The sequence below is a fragment of the Streptomyces sp. NPDC043878 genome (assembly GCF_056435735.1).
This window is the reverse complement of sequence record NZ_JBWKDW010000043.1, coordinates 1-21,597: the sequence shown is the minus strand read 5'-3', so window position 1 is coordinate 21,597 and position 21,597 is coordinate 1. Positions and strand designations below refer to the sequence as shown.

Annotated in this window: 15 protein-coding genes, 1 rRNA gene and 2 pseudogenes; 5 read left to right on the top strand and 13 right to left on the bottom strand. The window is 73.0% G+C overall.

What is annotated here, in order from left to right:
- Positions 1-50: 50 nt before the first annotated feature.
- Positions 51-1,718, bottom strand: a complete 1,668-nt coding sequence (locus AC07AZ_RS36530; protein WP_478855060.1) for a CTP synthase — start codon at positions 1,716-1,718, stop codon at positions 51-53.
- Positions 1,719-2,224: 506 nt separating this feature from the next.
- Here AC07AZ_RS36530 and AC07AZ_RS36525 point away from each other — a divergent pair.
- From AC07AZ_RS36525 to AC07AZ_RS36515, 3 genes are all read left to right on the top strand, one after another.
- The gene (locus tag AC07AZ_RS36525) at positions 2,225-4,027 is read left to right on the top strand and encodes a glycoside hydrolase family 15 protein (RefSeq protein WP_478855083.1); all 1,803 of its coding nucleotides are present in this window, start codon (positions 2,225-2,227) and stop codon (positions 4,025-4,027) included.
- 65 nt (positions 4,028-4,092) lie between these two features.
- A complete protein-coding gene (locus AC07AZ_RS36520) occupies positions 4,093-5,484 on the top strand; it encodes an FAD-binding oxidoreductase (protein WP_478855059.1) in 1,392 nt (463 codons plus the stop codon).
- 78 nt (positions 5,485-5,562) lie between these two features.
- Positions 5,563-7,206 carry a PucR family transcriptional regulator gene (locus AC07AZ_RS36515; protein ID WP_478855058.1) on the top strand — a complete coding sequence of 548 codons (1,644 nt, stop codon included), beginning with the start codon at positions 5,563-5,565 and terminating at the stop codon, positions 7,204-7,206.
- Positions 7,207-7,229: 23 nt separating this feature from the next.
- Here AC07AZ_RS36515 and AC07AZ_RS36510 read toward each other — a convergent pair whose 3' ends face one another.
- The 5 genes from AC07AZ_RS36510 to AC07AZ_RS36490 form a co-directional block, all read right to left on the bottom strand.
- Positions 7,230-8,366: a glycosyltransferase family 4 protein gene (locus AC07AZ_RS36510; protein ID WP_478855057.1), complete on the bottom strand. Its 1,137-nt coding sequence runs from the start codon at positions 8,364-8,366 to the stop codon at positions 7,230-7,232.
- A gap of 345 nt (positions 8,367-8,711) precedes the next feature.
- On the bottom strand, positions 8,712-10,436 hold the full coding sequence (gene recN / locus AC07AZ_RS36505; RefSeq protein WP_478855082.1) for a DNA repair protein RecN: 1,725 nt from the start codon (positions 10,434-10,436) through the stop codon (positions 8,712-8,714).
- Positions 10,437-10,645: 209 nt separating this feature from the next.
- Entirely contained in the window at positions 10,646-11,551 is a 906-nt protein-coding gene (locus AC07AZ_RS36500; protein ID WP_478855056.1) for an NAD kinase, read from the bottom strand.
- Positions 11,548-12,363 (bottom strand): TlyA family RNA methyltransferase, encoded by an 816-nt coding sequence (locus AC07AZ_RS36495; protein ID WP_478855055.1) that lies wholly within the window; start codon positions 12,361-12,363, stop codon positions 11,548-11,550. Before AC07AZ_RS36495 ends, AC07AZ_RS36500 begins: the two co-directional genes overlap by 4 nt.
- Before the next feature lie 7 nt (positions 12,364-12,370).
- A complete protein-coding gene (locus tag AC07AZ_RS36490; protein ID WP_478855054.1) occupies positions 12,371-12,673 on the bottom strand; it encodes a hypothetical protein in 303 nt (100 codons plus the stop codon).
- A gap of 42 nt (positions 12,674-12,715) precedes the next feature.
- On the opposite strand from AC07AZ_RS36490, the gene AC07AZ_RS36485 reads away from it, so the two are divergent.
- Positions 12,716-13,063 carry an SCP2 sterol-binding domain-containing protein gene (locus tag AC07AZ_RS36485; RefSeq protein ID WP_478855053.1) on the top strand — a complete coding sequence of 116 codons (348 nt, stop codon included), beginning with the start codon at positions 12,716-12,718 and terminating at the stop codon, positions 13,061-13,063.
- A gap of 30 nt (positions 13,064-13,093) precedes the next feature.
- On the opposite strand, the gene AC07AZ_RS36480 is transcribed toward AC07AZ_RS36485, so the two are convergent.
- The 4 genes from AC07AZ_RS36480 to AC07AZ_RS36465 all read right to left on the bottom strand — a co-directional run bounded on the left by AC07AZ_RS36480 (position 13,094) and on the right by AC07AZ_RS36465 (position 17,182).
- On the bottom strand, positions 13,094-13,981 hold the full coding sequence (locus AC07AZ_RS36480; RefSeq protein WP_478855052.1) for an ABC transporter ATP-binding protein: 888 nt from the start codon (positions 13,979-13,981) through the stop codon (positions 13,094-13,096).
- The gene (locus AC07AZ_RS36475; RefSeq protein WP_478855051.1) at positions 13,978-15,024 is read right to left on the bottom strand and encodes a FecCD family ABC transporter permease; all 1,047 of its coding nucleotides are present in this window, start codon (positions 15,022-15,024) and stop codon (positions 13,978-13,980) included. Before AC07AZ_RS36475 ends, AC07AZ_RS36480 begins: the two co-directional genes overlap by 4 nt.
- The gene (locus AC07AZ_RS36470; protein ID WP_478855050.1) at positions 15,021-16,064 is read right to left on the bottom strand and encodes a FecCD family ABC transporter permease; all 1,044 of its coding nucleotides are present in this window, start codon (positions 16,062-16,064) and stop codon (positions 15,021-15,023) included. Before AC07AZ_RS36470 ends, AC07AZ_RS36475 begins: the two co-directional genes overlap by 4 nt.
- Before the next feature lie 89 nt (positions 16,065-16,153).
- On the bottom strand, positions 16,154-17,182 hold the full coding sequence (locus AC07AZ_RS36465) for an HAD hydrolase-like protein (RefSeq protein ID WP_478855049.1): 1,029 nt from the start codon (positions 17,180-17,182) through the stop codon (positions 16,154-16,156).
- A gap of 71 nt (positions 17,183-17,253) precedes the next feature.
- Here AC07AZ_RS36465 and AC07AZ_RS36460 point away from each other — a divergent pair, with 71 nt between their 5' ends.
- Positions 17,254-18,546 (top strand): DUF1015 domain-containing protein, encoded by a 1,293-nt coding sequence (locus AC07AZ_RS36460; RefSeq protein ID WP_478855048.1) that lies wholly within the window; start codon positions 17,254-17,256, stop codon positions 18,544-18,546.
- A 328-nt stretch (positions 18,547-18,874) separates the two neighbouring features.
- Here the strand turns inward: AC07AZ_RS36460 and AC07AZ_RS36455 are convergent.
- The 3 genes and pseudogenes from AC07AZ_RS36455 to rrf all read right to left on the bottom strand — a co-directional run.
- A pseudogene (locus AC07AZ_RS36455) lies at positions 18,875-19,616 on the bottom strand (tetratricopeptide repeat protein); the annotation flags it as partial.
- Positions 19,617-19,763: 147 nt separating this feature from the next.
- A pseudogene (locus AC07AZ_RS36450) lies at positions 19,764-20,423 on the bottom strand (tetratricopeptide repeat protein); the annotation flags it as partial.
- Between the two features lie 881 nt (positions 20,424-21,304).
- Positions 21,305-21,421, bottom strand: a 5S ribosomal RNA gene (gene rrf, locus AC07AZ_RS36445).
- Between the last annotated feature and the right edge of the window lie 176 nt (positions 21,422-21,597).

Below are 21,597 nucleotides of genomic sequence, written 5' to 3'. Positions count from 1 at the left end.
GGTGCCCACCTTTTGAAGGTTTGCGCCCCGGCCACCGTACAACCGGTGTGTTACTCCGAACTCTTCCCCGCCGCCGCGACCGTGCGCTGGACGGCCGCCTTCACCAGTCCGGCGAACAGCGGGTGCGGCCGCGTCGGGCGCGAGCGCAGCTCGGGGTGCGCCTGGGTCGCGACCAGGTAGGGGTGGACCTCGCGCGGGTACTCGACGTACTCGACGAGCTTGCCGTCCGGGGAGGTGCCGGAGAAGACGATGCCGGTCTTCTTCTCCAGCTCCGCGCGGTAGTGGTTGTTCACCTCGTAGCGGTGGCGGTGGCGCTCCTCGACGTACTCCTTGCCGTCGTACACCTCGCGCACGATGGAGCCCTCGGCCAGCTTGGCCGGGTACATGCCCAGGCGCATCGTGCCGCCCATGTCGCCCTCGCCGGCGACGATGTCGAGCTGCTCGGCCATGGTGGAGATGACCGGGTGGGAGGTGGCCGCGTCGAACTCGGTGGAGTTGGCGTCCGGGATGTCGGCCAGGTTGCGCGCGGCCTCGATCACGATGCACTGCAGGCCGAGACAGAGGCCGAGCAGCGGAACACGGTTCTCGCGGGCGTAGCGGATGGCGCCGACCTTGCCGAGCACCCCGCGGTCGCCGAAGCCGCCGGGGATGCAGATGCCGTCGACGTCACCGAGCTGCTGGGCGGCGCCGGCCGGGGTCCGGCAGTCGTCGGAGGTGACCCACTTGATCTTCACGCGGGCCTTGTTGGCGAAGCCGCCGGCGCGCAGCGCCTCGGTGACCGAGAGGTAGGCGTCGGGCAGGTCGATGTACTTGCCGACCAGGGCGAGGGTGACCTCGTGGTCGGGCCGGTGCACGCGGTCGAGCAGGTCGTCCCAGGTCGTCCAGTCCACGTCGCGGAACGGCAGGTCCAGCTTGCGGACGACATAGGCGTCCAGGCCCTCGCCGTGCACGGTCTTCGGGATGTCGTAGATCGAGCGGGCGTCGGGGCAGGCGACCACGGCGTCCTCGTCGACGTCGCACATCAGCGAGATCTTGCGCTTGATGGCGGTCGGGACCTCGCGGTCGGAGCGCAGCACGATGGCGTCCGGCTGGATACCGATGTTCCGCAGGGCCGCGACCGAGTGCTGGGTCGGCTTGGTCTTCAGCTCGCCCGAGGGACCGATGTACGGCAGGAGCGAGATGTGCACGACGAAGACGTTGTCCCGGCCCACCTCGTGGCGGACCTGGCGGACGGTCTCCAGGAACGGCAGCGACTCGATGTCGCCGACCGTGCCGCCGACCTCCGTGATCACGACGTCCACCTCGTCCGTCGCCATCCGGCGGATGCGGTGCTTGATCTCGTTGGTGATGTGCGGGATGACCTGCACGGTGTCGCCCAGGTACTCGCCGCGCCGCTCCTTGGCGATCACCGTCGAGTAGACCTGTCCTGTAGTGACGTTGGCGGAGCCGTCCAGGTCACGGTCGAGGAAGCGCTCGTAGTGTCCGATGTCCAGGTCGGTCTCGGCGCCGTCGTTGGTGACGAAGACCTCACCGTGCTGGAAGGGGTTCATCGTGCCCGGGTCGACGTTCAGGTACGGGTCGAGCTTCTGCATCACGACGCGCAGGCCCCTGGCCTTGAGCAGCATCCCGAGACTCGAGGCGGTCAGCCCCTTGCCGAGCGAGGAGGCGACACCCCCGGTGACGAAGATGTGCTTGGTCGTCGTGGATTTGGGCGTCATGGCCAAGAGGGGGCTCCCGTGGTCGCGGTCTGGGGTGCGGTACGGCTGCCGACCGGGAATCTCCGGGGGTGCCGTCGCTGCGGTTCGGGGGTTTCTTGCCCACCGGTCCACGGGCTACCAGGGTATCAGCGCCCGGAGGAGATGGCTTCCGGCCACGCACCGTGCACCCGCCGGCACGGACCCGCCCCTGGTCACGTGGTTCTCACCGGCCGCTCACCCGTTCGGCCCCTCCGGGTTGCCCGGAGCGGCACGCAGATCATCTACGTGCGTCGTATCCTGCTCGGACACTCGCTGGCGAGCCCGCCCGGCAACAGGGCACCACCCCCCGCCCGTACGCCCCGGAACAACGAGAGTTCGCCAGTTCGTTGAGCGGAGATTGTCGTTTTGCCATACGGCACGAGCGGCTGCTTTGCTTCACCGCTCAACGACGCATGACACATTCCCCCTGACCGCAAGAGCGACAGCCCCCCGCTGGGGGCGACGTGGCCGTTCGACTGGAGTTGCACGTGGCCGGGCGCATCGAGGACTACGCACTCATCGGAGACATGCAGACCGCCGCACTGGTCTGCCGGGACGGCACGGTGGACTGGCTCTGCCTGCCCCGCTTCGACTCGCACGCCATCTTCGCCGGTCTGCTCGGCACCGAGGAACACGGCTTCTGGCGGCTCGGACCCGCCCACGCCTCCGACGCCCAGCCGCCCACCGCGGCCCGGCGCGGCTACCGCGGCGACTCGCTGATCCTGGAGTCCGAGTGGGACACCCCGCGCGGCACGGTCCGCGTGACCGACTTCATGCCCCCGCGTGACGGCGCCCCCCAGCTGATCCGGATCGTGGAGGGCCTCTCGGGCCGGGTCCCGATGCGCTCGGCGCTGCGGATGCGTTTCTCCTACGGCCGGGTGGTGCCCTGGGTGCACAAGCACGAGGGCCGCACCGTCGCCGTCGCCGGCCCCGACTCGGTCTGGTTCGACACGCCCGTGGAGACCTACGGCAAGTCGCTCACGACGTACGCCGACTTCACGGTCGCGCCGGGGGACCGGATCGCGTTCACCATCTCCTGGGAGCCCTCGCACAAGCAGCCACCGCCGCTGCCGGAGCCCGAGCAGTCGCTGGAGGCGACGGAGGAGTTCTGGCGCGACTGGGTCGACCACTGTACGTACCACGGCCCCTACCGCGAGGCCGTGGTCCGCTCGCTGATCACCCTCAAGGCGCTGACGTACGCCCCCACCGGCGGCATCGTCGCCGCGCCCACCACCTCCCTGCCCGAGGAGATCGGCGGCGTCCGCAACTGGGACTACCGCTACACCTGGCTGCGGGACGCGGCGATCACCCTGTCCTCGCTGCTGCGCACCGGCTACCGCGAGGAGGCCCGCGCCTGGCGCGAGTGGCTGCTGCGGGCCGTCGCCGGCGACCCCGAGAACCTGCAGATCATGTACGGCATCGCCGGCGAGCGCGAGCTCGGCGAGGCGGAGCTCGACTGGCTGCCCGGCTACGAGAACTCCGGACCCGTCCGGGTCGGCAACGGCGCCGCGCACCAGCTCCAGCTGGACGTGTACGGCGAGGTCACCGAGGCCCTGCACCTGGCCCACATGACGGGCCTGGCCCGCAACGACTACGCCTCGGTGCTCCAGCTCAAGCTGATCCGCTACCTGGAGGACCACTGGGACGAGCCGGACGAGGGCATCTGGGAGGTGCGCGGCCCGCGCCGCCACTTCGTGCACTCCAAGGTCATGGCCTGGGTGGCGGTGGACCGCACCATCAAGCTGATCGAGTCCGGCGACGCGGACGGCCCGCTGGAGCGCTGGCGCGAGCTGCGCGACGACATCCACCGGGACGTCTGCGAGCGGGGCTACGACAAGGAGCGCAACACCTTCACGCAGTCCTACGGCTCGAAGGAACTGGACGCCTCGCTGCTGCTGATCCCGCAGATGGGCTTCCTGCCGCCGGACGACAAGCGCGTGATCGGCACCATCGAGGCGATCCAGCGTGAACTGTCCACCTCGGACGGCTTCATCCTGCGCTACCCGACCGACGGCCAGGCCGAGGGCGTCGACGGCCTGCCCGGCGACGAGGGCGCCTTCCTCGCCTGCTCCTTCTGGATGGCGGACGACCTCGCGATGATCGGCCGGGTGGACGAGGCCCGCAAGCTGTTCGAGAAGCTGCTGGCCCTGCGCAACGACCTCGGCCTGCTCGCCGAGGAATGGGACCCGCGCCTGCAGCGCCAGGTCGGCAACTTCCCGCAGGCCTTCAGTCACGTCCCGCTCATCGACACGGCCCTGCGCCTGACGGCGTCGGGAGCCTACGGCGGCTGAACAGGACCGACCCGCCGGGCCCGCCTACGCTGGAGCCAACAGCCCCTGCACGGAAGGGGGCGCCCATGGCCTCCCCATCGAAGGCGGGCGCGGCGCTGTCCGCGCTGCGCGAGGACCTGGTCGGCGACGTGCTGACTCCGGGTCACCCCGGCTACGACGAGGCACGGACCGTTTTCAACGCGATGATCGACCGGCGTCCGGCGGTGATCGCCCAGTGCGTGGACGAGGCCGACGTCGTGCGTTCGGTGCGTTGCGCCCGTGACCTCGGCCTGCCCGTGGCGGTGCGCGGCGGCGGGCACAGCGTGGCGGGTACGGCGGTGAACGACGGCGGTCTGGTGGTGGACCTGCGTCACATGCGCGCGGTCACCGTCGATCCGGCGGCCGCCGCGGTACGGGTGGCGGGCGGCGCCACGATGAGCGACATGGACCGGGCCACCCAGCCCCACGGCCTGGCGACCACCGGCGGGCGGGCCTCCACCACGGGCGTGGGGGGCTTCGTCCTCGGCGGCGGCACCGGCTGGCTGGACCGCTGCTGCGGTCTGGCCGCGGACAACCTGCTCGGCGTCGAACTGGTCACCGCCGACGGCGGCCGGATCCACGCGAGCGCCGACGAGAACCCCGAGCTGTTCTGGGGTCTGCACGGCGGCGGGGGCAACTTCGGCATCGCCACCGCCCTCACCCTGAAGCTGCACGAACTGCCCGGGTTCTCCCTCGCTCTGGTGGTCTTCCGCCCCGAGGTCGGCCCCGAGGTCGTCCGCACCTACCGCGACCTGATCACGGCCGCCCCGGACGAGGCGGCGGGCGGTGTCATCTACTTCACCGGCCCGCCCGAGGACTTCGTACCGCCCCACCTGGTCGGCAGGCTGGTGTGCGGGGCGCTGCTGACGTACGCCGGCGGCGAGGAGGACCTGCGCAAGCTCGCCGAGCCGCTGCTGGCGCTGCCGCACGAGTCGGAGATGGTCGGGGCGATGCCGTACGCCGATGTGCAGTGCATGCTCGACGACCCGCCCGGGATGCGGAACTACTGGTCGGCGGAGAGTCTGACGGGCGCCCCCGACGACCTCGTGGACGTCTTCTGTGCCCGCGCGGCCACCCTGCCCTCGCCGACCGGCACCCAGCACGTGCTGTTCCCGCAGGGCGGCGCGATCGCCTCCGGGCCGGCCGGGTACCCGGTGCCCTACCGGGACGCGCCCTGGGTGGTGCATCCGTTCGCGATCTGGGAGGACCCGGCCGACGACGAACGGGCCGTCCAGTGGGTCCGGGACGTGCGCGCCGACGTCCGGCCGTGGAGCACCGGGGCGGTCTACCTCAACTTCGTCGGCGACGAGGGCCCGGACCGGGTGGTGGCCGGCCTGGGCGCCGAGAACACGCGGCGGCTGGCCGAGCTGAAACGGCGCCACGACCCGGACAACGTGTTCCGCTTCAACCACAACATCAGTCCGGCGCCGACGCCGTGAGCGGTCCGGGGGGCCGTGATCGTTCCCGCGGGGGCCCGGAGATGTCCTGGTGGCGTCCGCGCGGGTAGCGTCCGGCTCATGGACAGCGGCGCGGACAGCAGATTCGACACCCGGGGCGCGGGGATCACCGTGCAGCGGGCACTGGAGCTGCCCGGACTGCGCAGCGGGCTGCCCGAGATCATCGCGGGCGCCGACCGGTTGCAGCGCACGGTGCGCTGGGTGCACGCGGGCGAGGTGCCCAACATCGCCTCCCTCCTCAAGGGCGGCGAGCTGCTGCTGACCACGGGCTACGGCCTGGGCACCCGTCCTGCCGAGCAGCGGGCGTTCGTGCGCACCCTCGCCGAGCGCGGCATCGCGGCCCTCGTGGTGGAGCTCGGCCCGCGCTTCACCCGGCTGCCCGCCGCGCTCGTCGACACGGCACGGGCGAGTGGGCTGCCCCTGGTGCAACTGCACCGCGAGGTCCCGTTCGTGGCGGTCACCGAGGAGATCCACACCGAGATCGTCAACGGCCACTACGCGCTTGTCCAACGGGCCGAGGAGGTGCACCGCCGGTGTACCGAGGCGCTGCTCGGCGGCGGCGGAGTCCCCCAGGTGCTCGGCATCCTGGCCGACTTCAGCGCCAACCCGGTGTTCCTGGAGACGACGGACGGCCTGCTCCTGTACGCCGCCGGCGCCGGTCCCGAGGGCGCCGACCCGCTCCAGGTCTGGGAGGGACTGCGCGCCCAGCACCGGGGCACGCCGCCACCGGCGGGCTCGCTGCTGGTGGACGTGCCCGGCGGCGGCCCCGGCACGGGTTCGGTCCGCGCGCGGCTGGTCCTGCTGCCGGTACGGGCCCCGCTGGCGCCGGTCCACCGGATCGCCGTGGAACGGGCCGCGAGCATCCTGGCCGTGGTGCTGATGCAGGCCCGGCAGGAGGAGGAACTGGCCGCGCGCGGGCGCGGCGACTTCCTCACCGACCTCGCGGAGGGCCGGGTCGCCGCGCAGGACGCGCCCGCGCAGGCACGCGTTCTGGGCTTCAGGCCGGGCGACGGCCCGCTGCTGCCGGTGGTGATGGGGCTCGGCGACGCCCTGTCCTCGGGCGGCGGCTGGGCGGTCCTGGCGCGCGCGGTCGGGGAGGAGCTGGCCTCGGTGGGGGTTCCGGTCCTGCTGGGGGTACGACCGGTCGAGGGCCGCGTCCCGCTGCTGCTGGGCCTGCGGTCGGAGTCGGAGCGCCCGGCGGTCGCGGACCGGGTCGCGGCGGCGCTGCGGGCGGGTGTGGAACGGGCCGGGATCCAGCGGCCGGGGGCTCAGCCGCCGGTCGTGGTCGTCGGGGTGGCCGGGGGCTGGGCGGCGGCCTCGGCGGGGTTGCGGCACGCGGCGGAGACGGCGACCGCGGCGCAGGGCCTGTCGGACCGGCCGTGGTACGACGCGCGGCGCCTGGACATCGACCTGCTGCTGTGGCGGCTGCGCGACCATCCCGACCTGGCGGCCTTCGTGGACCGCGCGATCGGCCCGCTCCGCGACCACGACAGCCGCTCCCGGCCGCCACTGCTGCCCACCCTCCAGACGTACCTGGCGCATGCCGGCCGCAAGGCGGAGACGGCACGCGAACTGCACCTCAACCGGCAGACGCTCTACAACCGCCTCGCCCGGATCGGGGAGTTGCTCGGCACCGACCTCGACGACCCGCAGACGGTCCTGGCGTTGAGCCTCGCGCTGCGGGCACGCCGGCACGTGTCGTAGTGCGGGTCGGACGGAGGGAGCCCTCAGACGAACGGTCGCGGCTGGGTCAACTCGTCGTAGACACTCAGCACCTGGGCGACCGTCTCGTCCTCGGTGGGCCAGCTGGCGGCCTGCAGGGTCCCCCGCTCCCGCAGGAGTTCGCACCGCCGGGGATCACCGAGCAGCCGTACGACGGCGTCCGCGAGGGCGTCCGGATCCTCGCCGGGCACGAGTTCGGCCGCGTCGCCGACCAGGTCGGGAACACCGCCGACCGCCGTGGCGACCAGCGGCACGCGCGCGAGCAGGGCCTCCTGGGCGAGCACCGACCGCGATTCCCATCGGCTGGGCAGTACGGCGAGGTCGGCGGCGGCGAGCAGGTCGGCCACGTCGTCCCGCCGGCCGAGGAGCCGTACCGGCAGCCCCTCGTCCTCGATCCGCCGCTGGAGCACGGCCCGCAACGGCCCCTCCCCCGCGATCACCACGAGCGGCACCGGGTCCAGCCGGCGCCAGGCGCGCGCCGCGTCGAGCAGTGTGTGGTAGCCCCGGTGCGCGTCGAGGGAGCCGACGGCGATCAGCAACGGCCTTCCGGTGGCGCCGAGTTCGGCCCGGAGCTTGGGCCGCAGCCGGTCGGGGTCCTCGTGCTCCGGGGCGGGCCCGGGTCCGGGGATCGTCACCGCCGCGAGCCGTGCGTCGCGTGCTCCGGTGCGGCGGGCCCGGTCCACCAGGTCCGAGGTGGTGGCGAGGACCACGGAGGCGGCCTTCACGACCCGGCGCTCCAGCAGGCGCAGCAGATGCGCGCGGGCCCCCTCGGCTTGTGCGCGGTCGTGCCAGGTGACGACCAGCGGGGTGCGGCGGCCGCTGAGCGCGAGCACGGCGCGGAAGGAGGCGTGCAGTCCGTGCGCGTGCACCAGGTCGGCGTCGGCGCACGCCGCCCGCAGCGCGGCCACGGAGGCCGGGTCGCTGCTGCGCGGCACGTGCACGTGTTCGGCGCCGGCACCGGTGAAGTCGTAGGAGTGATCGGCGTCGGCGGGGGCGCACACCGTGACCCGCACGCCCCGTGCGGCGAGCCCCAGGGCCAGGGAGCGCACATGCGCGCTGCTGCGGGCGTTACCGCCGCCCAGCACCTGCACGGTGCGCAGCGGCGGCCGGCCGTGCGGTGCGGGGCTGCTCACGGGCGTCACGTGGCCGGGGCTCCTGGTTCGGCGTCGGGCGGACACGAGGAAACGTACAGAAGGTAGCGAACGGAGGGGCGTACCGCGCGCTTCCCCGCGTGCTGCGTGCCAGACCAAGGATGCCAGGCCGTACGGGCGTTCCGGCAGCGCCGGGAACTCGAAAACCCGGCGACGCGCCCCGGCGGGTCACTCACACGAGTGAGGGAACCGTTGGTTCCGCGCACACCGCACGCCCCCTGGAAACCGAACACGCCCCCGGACCGGGTACTTCGTCCGCGTGTGACGCCCGTGCGCCCGCGCCCGCCCTGTCCGCGTGCACGGACCGCCCCGGGCGTCCCGTCCCCGCCCGCTCCCTCAGCCCTGGCCGTCGCGGCGGGCCGTCGCCAGCAGTTCCTCGGCGTGGGCCCGGGCGGTCTCGGAGTCCTCCTGGCCGGCCAGCATCCGGGAGAGTTCCCGGACGCGTTCCTCGCCCTCCAGCACCTTGACGCCGGAGCGCGTCACCGACCCGTCGTTCGTCTTCTCCACCAGGAGCTGCCGGTCGGCGAAGGCCGCCACCTGCGGCAGGTGCGTCACGACCACGACCTGCGCGGTCTTCGCCAGCCGCGCCAGCCGCCGTCCGATCTCCACCGCGGCCTTGCCGCCCACGCCCGCGTCGACCTCGTCGAAGAGGTACGTCGGCACCGGATCGGTGCCGGCGAACACGACCTCGACGGCCAGCATCACGCGGGACAGCTCACCACCGGACGCGCCCTTGGCGATCGGCCTCGGCGGCGCGCCGGGGTGGGGCGCCAGCAGCAGTTCGACCTCGTCCACGCCCGAGGGCCCGTACCCCACCGTGCGTCCGCCGACCTCGACCCCCTCGGGGTCCTCGGTCTGCCGGATGTCGAAGGACACACGCGCGTGCGGCATGGCGAGAGAGGCCAGCTCGGCGGTCACCGCGGCCGCGAACCGCTCCGCGGTCTCCGTCCGCGCGTCGGTCAACGCCTGTGCGAGCCCGCCCAGTTCGGCCCGCAGCGCGTCCCGCTCCATCGTCAGCTCGCCGATCCGCTCGTCGTCACCGTCGAGCTCGGTGAGGCGCGCGGCGCTCTGTTCGGCCCAGGCGAGGACCGCGGCGACGTCCTCGCCGTACTTCCGGGTCAGCGCCCCCAGTGCGGCCCGCCGCTCCTCCACGGCCGACAGCCGCAGCGGGTCGGCGTCGAGGTCGTCGGCGTACCCGGCCAGTTCCCCGGCCACGTCACCGAGCAGGATGCCGATCTCGCCGAGCCGCTCGGCGAGCGCGGCCAGCGCCGGGTCGTGCGAGCGTACGGCGTCCAGCGCCCGGTGCGCGCCCGCGACGAGGGTGGCCGCGTCGATGCCCTCGGGGTCCTCGGGATTGCCCGCGAGCGCGGCGTGCGCGGCCGTCGCGGCGGACGCCAGCGCCTCCGCGTGCCCCAGCCGCTCCGCCTCCTCGGCGAGCTCCACGTCCTCGCCGGCGCGTGGTTCCACGCCCGCGATCTCGTCGAGCCCGTAGCGCAGCAGGTCGGCCTCCTGGGCCCGTTCCCGCGCGCGTGTGGTGATCTCGTCGAGCTCGACGGCGACGGCCCTGAGCCGCCGGTAGGCCTCGGTGTACTTGGCCAGCGGCACGGCGACGGCGTCCCCGGCGTACCGGTCGAGCGCCTGCCGCTGCCGGGACAGCTTGAGCAGCCCCTGCTGGTCGGTCTGCCCGTGCACGGCCACCAGGTCGTCGGCGAGCTCGGCCAGCAGCCCCACCGGCACGGACCGTCCGCCGAGGTGGGCCCGCGAGCGGCCCTCCGCGGAAACGGTACGGCTGATGAGCAGCGCCCCGTCGTCGAGCTCCGCGCCCGCCTCCTCGGCCCGCAGGACCGCCGAGGCGCCCGGAGGTACGGCGATCCGTCCCTCCACGACCGCGTTCTTGGCGCCGATCCGCACGAGCGCCGGGTCGGCGCGTCCGCCCAGGAGCAGCCCCAGGCTGGTCACCACCATGGTCTTGCCCGCACCCGTCTCACCCGTCACGGCGGTGAAACCGGGCGACAGCTCGACGACCGCGTCGTCGATGACTCCGAGCGACCGTATCCGCATCTCCTCCAACACGGACACGACCTTACGAGGTCGGGGGCGGGACGTGCGACGGCGGCCACCCCACAGCGGCGAAGCCCCAGGTGGACGAACGCATACGGGTCGCTCATGTCACCCGGGCGAGTGCACCGGCCCGAGGGGCGCGGGGAACCGTGCGATCAGCCGTAAACCCCTCGCAGCCGCGCAAAACACCCCGCCCGCCGTTCGGGGCGTCAGTGCGGCGCCCCCCGCCACCCGGACACCGGCAGCGCGAACTTCGCGACCAGCCGGTCGGTGAACGACGCGTGATGCAGCCGGGCCAGCCGCACCGGCACGGCCCCCCGCCGCACCTCGACCCGCGCGCCCGGCGGCAGCTCCACGGTCCGCCGCCCGTCGCACCACAGGACCCCCGGCGGGATGTGCGGCAGGACCTCCACCGCCAGCACCGAGTTCGGCGAGGTCACCAGGGGCTTCGCGAACAGGGCGTGGGCGCTGATCGGCACCATCAGCAGGGCCTCGACCTCGGGCCACACCACGGGCCCGCCGGCCGAGAAGGCGTACGCGGTCGACCCGGTCGGGGTCGCGCACACGATCCCGTCGCACCCGAACCCCGTCACCGGCCGGCCGTCGATCTCCAGCACGACCTCCAGCAGCTTCTCGGCGGAGACCTTCTGCACGGCCGCCTCGTTCAGCGCCCAGTCGGTGTGCACGATGTCGCCGTTGCGGTGCACGACCACATCGACGGTCATCCGCTCCTCGACCTCGTAGGACTTGGTCACCACGCGGTCGACGACCCGGTCCAGGTCGTCCCGCTCGGCCTCGGCGAGGAACCCGACCCGCCCGAGGTTGACGCCGAGCATCGGCACCCCGGAGGCCCGGGCGAACTCGGCGCCGCGCAGCAGTGTGCCGTCACCGCCCAGCACGATGAGCAGCTCACAGCCGTCGAGGCACTGCGCGGTGGCCTCCCCGACCAGCTCCACCTCGCTCGGCAGCGGCAGGTCGCGCGCCTCGGCCTCCAGGACGCGCACGCCGATGCCCTCGCGCAGCAGACCCTTGACGACGAGTTCGGCGCTGCGGATGGCGGCGGGCCGCCCGGTGTGGGCGAGCAGGAAAACAGTACGAGCTCGGTTCTCGGTCAACACGGCCCCTCCGCCACTGCACGGTCGACATCGGCCGGGTCGAGTTCCGGTGCCCCGGCCCGCAGCCACAGAAAGTACTCGACGTTCCCGGAGGGTCCGGGCAGCGGGCTGGCGGTGACCCCCCGCACCCCGAGCCCCAGTTCCCCGGCCCGCGCGGCGACCCCGCGCACGGCCTCCGCCCTCAGCTCCGGACTGCGGACGACCCCTCCACTGCCCAGCCGCTCCTTCCCCACCTCGAACTGCGGCTTGACCATCATCACCAGGTCGGCGTCCGGCTTCACACATCCCGCCAGGGCGGGCAGCACCAGCCCGAGCGGGATGAAGGACAGATCCCCCACGACAAGATCCACAGGCTCCCCATCGATCACTTCAAGCGTCAACTCGCGTACGTTCGTACGGTCCTTGACGGTGACGCGTTCATCGCTCTGCAGAGACCACGCGAGTTGGCCGTATCCGACGTCGACGGCGACCACGTGCGCGACCCCCGCCCGCAGCAGTACGTCGGTGAAGCCTCCGGTGGACGCGCCGGCGTCCAGCGCCCGCCGGCCCTCGACCACGAGCCCGGCCGGTCCGAAGACCGCGAGCGCGCCGGCCAGCTTGTGGCCGCCCCGCGACACGTAGTCCGGGTCCCCGTCGTCGGCCGCGACCACGATGGCGGCCGCGGTCTCCACCTGGGTGGCCGACTTGGTCGCTACGGTCTTGCCGACGGAGACCCGCCCGGCGGCGATCAACTGTCCGGCGTGCTCGCGCGAGCGCGCGAGCTTGCGGCGGACCAGCTCGGCATCGAGGCGGCGGCGTGCCACTCCTGCCACGTTCGGTTCAGCTCCTGTGGTGGTACGTCGACGGGGGCGCCGGAGGTCCCGGGCGGGCGTCGAGCGCGGTCAGCGCGTCACGCAGCCCCCGGTGTACATCCTCGTACACCTCGGCGTGTCCGTCGGTGGTGAGGTGGTCGGCGTCGGCCAGGCGCTCCAGCCGGGCGTCGACCTCGGGGTCGCCGGTGGGGGTGCGGGCCACGCCCAGCGGGGCGGGACCGGCCGGGTCGTACTCCGGTTCGGGCGGAGCCTGCGGCCCCGCGGCCGCCGCTTCGTCCCGGGCCCCGGCCTCGGGCACTGAGTCGCTCATGCCCCGACGCTACCCCGAAGCACTGGGGTACCGTCGGTCGCGATGGCGACGACTGAGGAGTGCCGTGCCGCACTCGACAAGCTCTCGGACACCATGGCGGGCGCCGAAGGGGACGTGGCGGAGGCCGCGGCCCTGGACCGCTCGCTGAGCTGCCGTGTCACCGACCTGGACATCACCTTCGTCGGCCGCCTCACCGGCGGCCGGATCGTGGTGAACGACACGCTCCAGGGTCCGCCGCGCGAGAAGGCCGAGATCAGACTGACGATGACCGGCGACGACCTCGTGGCGATGGTGAACGGCGAGCTCAACTTCGCCAAGGCCTGGGGTTCGGGCCGGGTGAGGCTGGAGGCGGGCCTGCGGGACGTGTTCCGCCTCAGGAAGCTTCTGTAGCGGCCGCCCGCGAAGTCCCGTGGGCCGCCCTCAAGAGGCTTCCGTGGCGGACGCCTCGCGGACGCCGGCACGAGCTGTGGCCCGTGCCCTGCGGGCGGCCGGCACCACCAGCGGCGTGCCCGTCTCCGGGTCGTCGATCACCTGGCAGCGCAGCCCGAACACGCCCTCGACCAGCTCGGCCGTGACGATGTCGCCCGGCGCGCCCTCGGCGATGACCTCGCCCTCGCGCAGCGCGATGAGGTGGGTGGCGTACCGCGCGGCGTGGTTGAGGTCGTGCAGCACGGCGACCAGCGTGCGCCCCTGCTCCTCGTGCAGTTCGGCGCACAGGTCGAGGACGTCGATCTGGTGCTGGATGTCGAGGTAGGTGGTCGGCTCGTCGAGCAGCAGCAGCGGTGTCTGCTGGGCCAGCGCCATGGCGATCCACACGCGCTGCCGCTGACCGCCGGAGAGTTCGTCCACGTACCGGTCGGCGAGTTCGCCGACGCCGGTCTGCGCCATCGCCTCCCGGACGATCCGCTCGTCCTCGGCCGACCACTGGCGCAGGATGCCCTGGTGCGGGTAGCGGCCGCGGCCGACGAGGTCGGCGACGGTGATGCCGTCCGGGGCGATCGAGGACTGCGGCAGCAGCCCCAGGGTCCGCGCGACCTTCTTCGCCGGGAGCGACTGGATGACCTGCCCGTCGAGCAGCACCCGCCCCTGGCTCGGCCTGAGCATCCGTGACAGGGCCCGCAGCAGCGTGGACTTGCCGCAGGCGTTCGGCCCGACGATCACCGTGAAGGAGTGGTCGGGTATCTCGACCGACAGCTGCGCGGCGATGACACGCTGGTCGTAGGCGAGGGTGACGTCCTCGGCGGACAGGCGGTTCACGGTGCTCCTCTGGTTGGTCGGTCCGCTGCGGACACTGCTGCCGGCGCTCATATCCGGCCCGCCCTGCGCTCGGTGACCAGCAGCCACAGCAGGTAGACACCGCCGAGCACACCGGTGACCACACCCACGGGCAGCTGGTCCGCGCCGAAGGTCCACTGCGAGACCCAGTCGGCGGTGACCAGCAGCGCGGCGCCCATGCACAGGGACGGCAGCAGGTTCGGGCCGGGCGAGCGGGTCAGCCGCCGGGCGAGCTGCGGCGCGGTGAGCGCCACGAAGCCGACGGGGCCGCAGGCGGCGGTGGCGGCCGCGGTGAGCAGTACGGCGGCCACCATCAGCACCAGCCGTACGCGCTCGACGCGCACCCCGAGGGCGTGCGAGACGTCGTCGCCCATCTCGGTCATCCGCAGCCCGCGCGCGTGGGCCAGCACCAGCGGCACGAGGACGGCGCACAGCGCGAGCAGCGGCCAGACCTGCGTCCAGTCGCGGCCGCTGAGGGAACCGGTCATCCAGACGACGGCACGGGATGCCTCGACGATGTCGGAGACGGTGAGCAGATAGCCGTTGACCGCCGTGAGGACCGCGGACACACCGATGCCGACCAGCACCAGCCGGTAGCCGTGCACGCCCTGCTTCCAGGCCAGCAGGTAGATCGCGAGCCCGGTCACCAGACCGCCGGCGAGGGCGCCCACGGTCACCTGGGCCGCGTCGCCGGACATCAGCACGATCACCACCAGCGCCCCGGCCGTCGCGCCCTGCCCGAGGCCGAGCACGTCCGGACTGCCCAGCGGATTGCGCGAGATGGACTGGAACAGGGCCCCGCCCAGCCCGAGCGAGGCGCCGACCAGGAGACCGACGAGGACCCGCGGCAGCCGCAGTTCGTTGACGATGAGTTCCTGCCCGGCGGTGCCGTCGCCCGCCAGGGTCCGCAGGACGTCGGCCGGCGGGATCGGGAAGTCGCCGGTGCCGATGAGCACGACGCTCGCGGTGAGCGCGACCAGCAGCAGCAGCACGACCACGACGAGGGCGCGGACGTCCACCCGGACGGAGAGCCCGCCCGGCGTCCTGAGGACACGGTTGGTCCGGGTGGTGCTCACAGCTGGGCCGTCCTCCGCCGTCGTACGAGAAAGATGAACACCGGGCCGCCGATGAGCGCGGTCACGATCCCGACCTGGAGCTCGGCCGGCCGGGCGACCACCCGGCCGATGACGTCGGAGCCGAGCAGCAGCACCGGCGACAGGAGGGTCGCGTACGGCAGGATCCAGCGCAGGTCGGGCCCGGTGAAGGAGCGCACGGCGTGCGGAACCATCAGCCCGACGAACACGATCGGCCCGCACGCGGCGGTCGCGGCCCCGCTCAGCACGGTGGCCGCCAGCATGGACAGCGCCCGGGTGCGGTTCAGGTGGGCGCCGAGGGCCTTGGCGGTGTCGTCGCCCATGGCCATGGCGTTGAGCGGCCGGGCGAGGGCGAGGGCGAGGAGCGTGCCGGCCGCGAGGAACGGCAGCACCTGCACGATGGTCGAGTCGCTCGCGGACGCCAGTGAGCCCACGGTCCAGAACCGCATCCGGCCGAGCGCCGCGTCGTCGCTGATCATCACGGCCTGGAGATAGCCGTAGAGCGCGGCGCTGATCGCCGTACCGGCGAGGGCGAGCCGGACCGGTGTCGCGCCCCGGCTGCCGCCGAGGAACCAGACCAGCGCCCCGACCGCGGCCGCCCCGCAGAACGCGAACCACACATAGCCGCTCAGCGAGGTGACGCCGAGGAAGGTGATGGCGGTGACCACGGCGGCGGAGGCGCCCGCGTTGATGCCGAGCAGCCCGGGATCGGCCAGCGGATTGCGGGTGAGCGCCTGGAGCACCGCCCCGGACAGGCCGAGCGCGGCGCCGGCCAGCAGTCCCAGTACCGTCCGCGACAGCCGCTCCGACACCACGACGTCGCCGTAGGTGCCGGAGTTGTGGAACAGGCCGTGCCAGACCTCCCCCGTGGACAGCTGTTTCGCCCCGACCGCGATGCTCGCCAGTGCGACGAGCACCAGGGTCGCGGCGGAGACCAGCAGGCCAAGAGCGCGCACCGCCCGTCGGGTTGGGGGCGCGGGGGCGGTGTCCGCGCGCTGTTCGGGAGGACTGTCGACCAACACCCGGTTAGGTTAGCCTACCCTCGCAAGCCACCGTGCTCCGGAGGCCGTGCCCGGGCCCGGGCGGCCCACCAGGCCCGCCGCCGGACGGCTCACCACTCCAGCCGCGCCAGCGCCTTCCCCGGATCGAGCTCGCAGACACCCTCACCGGCCGCGGTCCAGGCCGCCGCGCACAGCGCCCGCAGCCCGTCGACGGCCTCGCCCTCGCCCTCCAGCTCCAACTGCTCCGTACCGGCCGTCGCCGTCCAGCCACCACACCGGAACCCGTCCCCCTCCGCGGTGACCTCCGGCTGCCCGGTGAGCAGGCCGCGCAGGTCGGCGTCGACATAGGTCGGCCGGTGCTGCGGCGGCGCCGCGAGCAACTGGGGCGCGTCGGTCACACCGGTGAGGACGAGCAGCGAGTCGACCTCGCCGTTGAACGCGCCCTCGATGTCGGTGTCCAGCCGGTCCCCCACCACCAGCGGCCGCTCGGCCCCCGTGCGCAGGATCGTCTCGCGGTGCATGGGCGGCAACGGCTTCCCCGCGACCTGGGGTTCGGCACCCGTGGCGATCCGCACGACCTCGACCGCCGCGCCGTTGCCCGGGGCGATCCCGCGTGCGCTCGGAATCGTCAGGTCGGTGTTGGAGGCGTACCACGGCACCCCGCGCGCGATGGCGTAACTGGCCTCGGCGAAGCGGGACCAGGGCAACTCGGGCCCGCCGTAACCCTGTACGACGGCCACCGGATCGTCGTCCGCCGACTCGACGGGTTCCAGCCCGCGTTCGCGCAGCGCGACCCGCAGCCCCTCCCCGCCGATCACCAGCACCCTGGCCCCGGCCGGCACCTGCTCGGCGATCAGCCGCGCCACGGCCTGCGCCGACGTGATGACGTCCGACGCCTCGGTGGGGATGCCGAGTTCGCCGAGGTGACCGGCGACCGCGTCGGGCGTCCGCAGCGCGTTGTTGGTCACGTACGCGAGCCGCATCCCGCCGGACCGGGCCGTGGCGAGCGAGTCGACCGCGTGCGCGATCGCGTCACCCCCCGCGTACACCACCCCGTCCAGGTCGAGCAGCGCCGTGTCGTACGCCTCGCTCAGGGCCCGGTCACTGCCGTCGGGCTTCGTCCTGACGCTCTGGCTCATTCCACATCGCTCCTCGTTCGTCCGCTTTCCCCGATCATCCCGCATGCCACCGACACACGTACGATGCCGGGATGAACTCAGCAGGTCACTCGGAAGCAACGACGCCCCGGGGCCTGGAACTCACCCCGTTCCGAGGCCTGCGGTACGACCCCGACCGGGTCGGCAGCCTGGCCGCCGTGACGTCCCCTCCGTACGACGTCGTGGTCCGCCCCGACGGACTGTGGCACCTCCAGTCCGCGGACCCGTACAACATCGTCCGGCTGATCCTGCCCCAGGCGACCACTCCGAGTGTCCGCAACGAGCAGGCCGCCGACACCCTGCGCCGCTGGCAGGCCGAGGGGATCCTCACCGCCGACCCCGAACCCGGCCTGTACGTCTACGAGCAGCGCCACGACGACGGCATGCTCCAGCGCGGGATCATCGGTGCCCTGCGGTTGTCGGACCCGGCCGACGGCGTGGTCCTGCCCCACGAGGACGTCATGCCGCACGTCGTCGCCGACCGCGCGGCCCTCATGCGCGCCACCTCCGCGAACCTCGAACCGCTGCTCCTGACCTACCGGGGGGACGCCACGGCGACCGCCGCCGCCGAGGCCGTCGAGCGCACCGCCGGACAGCCGCCGCTCCTGTCCACGACCACGGAGGACGGCTTCGGCCACCGCCTCTGGTCCATCACCGATCCGGCCGACCTGGCCCGTGTCCAGGCAGACCTGGCCCGCCACCAGGCCCTCATCGCCGACGGCCACCACCGCTGGGCCACCTACCGGCGTCTACGCGCGGAGCACGCCTCGCCCGGCCCCTGGGACTACGGCCTGGTCCTCCTGGTCGACACGGCCCGCTACCCGCTGCGTGTCCGCGCCATCCACCGGCTCCTGCACGGCCTGCCGGTGTCCGCGGCCCTGGCCGCCCTGGACGGCCTGTTCCGCGTCCGCCACCTGGACGAGCCGCTCGCCACGGCTCTGGAGACCCTCGCGGACGCGGCCTGCGCGGGCAACGCGTTCCTCCTCGCCGGCGACGGCGCCTTCCACCTGGTCGACCGCCCCGACCCTGGGCTCCTGGCCCGGACCGTCCCGGCGGACCGCCCGGCGGCCTGGCGCACCCTGGACGCGACCGTCCTGCACGCCACACTCCTCGACCACGTGTGGCACATCCCCGAGGACTCCCCCGCCCACATCGCCTACATCCACGACACGGCGGCCACGGTCGAGAAGGCCGAACGCGACGGCGGTACGGCCGTCCTGCTGCACCCCGTCCGCGAGGAGGTCGTCCGCGACCTCGCCCGCCAGGGCGTGACGATGCCCCGCAAGTCCACGTCGTTCGGCCCCAAACCGGCCTCGGGCCTGGTGCTGCGCGCGCTGGAGGTCTGACACACGAAAGGGGCGGGATCCCGTTGCCGGGATCCCGCCCCTTTCACTCGGTGCGATCAGTCCTTGTCGCGGTCGGCCTCGGCGCCGGTGTCTGCCTCGGCCTCGGCCTCGGCTTCAGCGTCAGCGTCAGCGTCGAGAGCGACGTCGGGTCGGACATCGGGTTCGACGTCGTCGGCCGACTCATCGGCGACCGACTCGTCGTCGTCGGCCGCGTCGACATCGACTGTGTCGGCATCGACGTCGGCGTCCGCATCCGCATCGGCATCGGCGAGGTCATCGGCGGGCTCGTCGTCGAGGTCGCCCTGAACGTCGTCGTCGAGGTCGTCCTCGTCGTCGGCCGAGGCGGCTTCCCGGAGCTCTCCTTCGGCGAGGACCTCGCCCTCGCCGTCCTCGTCGAGCGCGTCCACGAAGTCCACGCCGTCCAGCTCGGCCAGCCGGTCCGAGGCGTCCGTGCTGCCGTCCTTGTCGGCCTCCACGGCCTTCGCGAACCACTCGCGCGCCTCGCCCTCACGCTCGGCCGCGAGCAGCGCGTCGGCGTACGCGTACCGCAGTCGCGCGGTCCACGGCTGCACGGAGTTGGAGGCCAGTTCGGGGCTCTGCAGCGTCACGATGGCCGCGTCGAGCTGCCCCATGTCGCGCCGGGCGCCGGCGGCGACGAGCCGCATCTCCACCTGGCCGGCCTTGTCGAGCTTGTGCACCTCGGGGGCCCCGGCCATGTCGAGCGCCTTCTCCGGCCGCCCGAGTCCGCGCTCGCAGTCGGCCATGACGGGCCACAGCTCCACGCTGCCGGTCATCCGCCGCGCGGCCCTGAACTCGGCGAGCGCCTCGCTGTACTTCTGGTTCGCGTACGCGGCGAACCCGGCCGCCTCACGCACCGCCGCGACCCGGGACGCGAGCCTCAGGGCCACCCGGGAGTAGCCGTAAGCACCCTCGGGGTCCTCGTCGATCAGCCGGGCGACCATCACCAGGTTCCTCGCGACGTCTTCCGCGAGCCCCTTCGGCAGGCTCTGCAGCTCCTGCCGTACGTCCTTGTCGATCTCCTCGCCCGTGACCTCCTCGGGAATCGGCAGCCGCTTGATCGGCTCCCGGTCCCGGTCCCGCTCGTCACGGCCCCGGAAGCCCCCGGGACGGTCGTCGCCCCTGCGGTCATCCCGGCCACGGAACCCGCCGGCGCGGGCGTCACGCCGTCCGGCGAAGCCCCCACGACCACGGTCGTCACGGCCCCGGTCGTCCCGCCCGCGGAAGCCGCCGGGGCGCTCGCCACGGCTGTCGTCCCGCCGGAAGCCACCGCGGTCACCCCGCTCGCCACCCTGCCGGTCGTCACGGCGGTCGTCACGGCGGGGGAAGCTCCCACGGTCGTCACCCCGACGTTCGTCGCGCCGGTCGTCCCTGCGGTCGTCACGACGCGGGTAACTCCCACGGTCGTCGCCGCGACTCTCGTCACGTCGGTCATCGCGACGGTCGTCACGGCGGGGGAAGGTACCTCGGTCGTTGCCACGGTCGTCGCGCCGGGCAGGTGCCCGGTCGTCGGTACGACGGAAACCGGGGCGCTGGCCCTCACGGCGGTCGTCACGACGGTCATCCCCACGGTCGTCACGGCGGCCGAAGGCGGGGCGCTCGCCCCGGTTGTCGTCACGCCGGTCGTCCCTACGGAATCCACCGCGGTCGGGCCGGTCGCCGCGGTCGTCACGACGGAAGCCGCCGGGACGGTCGTCACGGCCGCGGAAGCCACCGCGGTCGCCGCGGTCGTCGGTGCGGCGCTCGTCCCGCCGCTCGTCACTTCGGAAGCCGCCACGGTCGTCGTCCCGACGGAAGTCACGGCGGTCGTCGTCTCCGCGCCGCTCACCGCGGTCGTCACGGCGGAACGGGGGACGCTCCCCGCCCTGGCCGGCTCCGCGGTCCCGGTCGTCGCGGCGCGGACCGAACGAACGGTCGTCGCGTCGGGGCCCGGAAGGACGGTCGTCACGACGCGGCCCGGAAGGACGGTCGTCACGGCGGGGACCCGACGGACGGTCGTCGCGCCGGAAGCCGCCCGGACGGTCGTCGCGACGCGGACCACCGGAACGGTCGTCGCGCCGAGGCCCGGAAGAAGGTCGGTCATCGCGACGCGGACCACTGAAAGGACGGTCATCGCGGCGCGGACCACTGGAGGGACGGTCGTCACGACGCGGACCACTCGACGGACGGTCGTCCCGGCGCGGACCACTGAAAGGACGGTCATCGCGACGCGGACCACTCGACGGACGGTCGTCCCGGCGCGGACCACTGAAAGGACGGTCATCGCGACGCGGACCACTGGAGGGACGGTCGTCGCGACGCGGACCACTGGAGGGACGGTCGTCACGACGCGGGCCGCTGGAGGGACGGTCGTCACGGCGGCCGTAAGTGCCACGATCGCGGTCGTCACGGGGACGGAAACCGCCACGGTCACCGCGGTCGTCGCCGCGCCGGTCGTCACGGCGGTCGTCACGGCGTGCATAGCCGCCACGGTCACTACTGCGGTCGGGGGCACGGTCGTTGCCGCGCTGCGGACCGCCGCGGAACCCGCCACGGTCGTTGCGGTCACCACGGTCACCACTGTCCCGTCGCCGCTGGTCGCGCTCCGGTCGGTCGTCGGGAGAGTTGGTGGACATGGGTGACTCCTGTCTTCGGTACCGCAAGTCATTCTCGCGCAGCCGGGTAGCCGGCGCGCCCTGGAAAAAACAAAAGGACCCCTGGTCCCAGCTGAACGCTGGTGACCAGGGGTCCTCCAAAGATTGTTCGGCGGCGTCCTACTCTCCCACAGGGTCCCCCCTGCAGTACCATCGGCGCTGTAAGGCTTAGCTTCCGGGTTCGAAATGTAACCGGGCGTTTCCCTCACGCTATGACCACCGAAACTCTATTGGTTTCGAGCGAACAAGCACACTTTTCAGTTGGTGTTCTGCTCAAAGCCGACAACGGTCGTTGTCTCAGAACTAACACAGTGGACGCGAGCATTTGAGGACAAGCCCTCGGCCTATTAGTACCGGTCACCTCCAGCGGTTACCCGCCTTCCAGATCCGGCCTATCAAC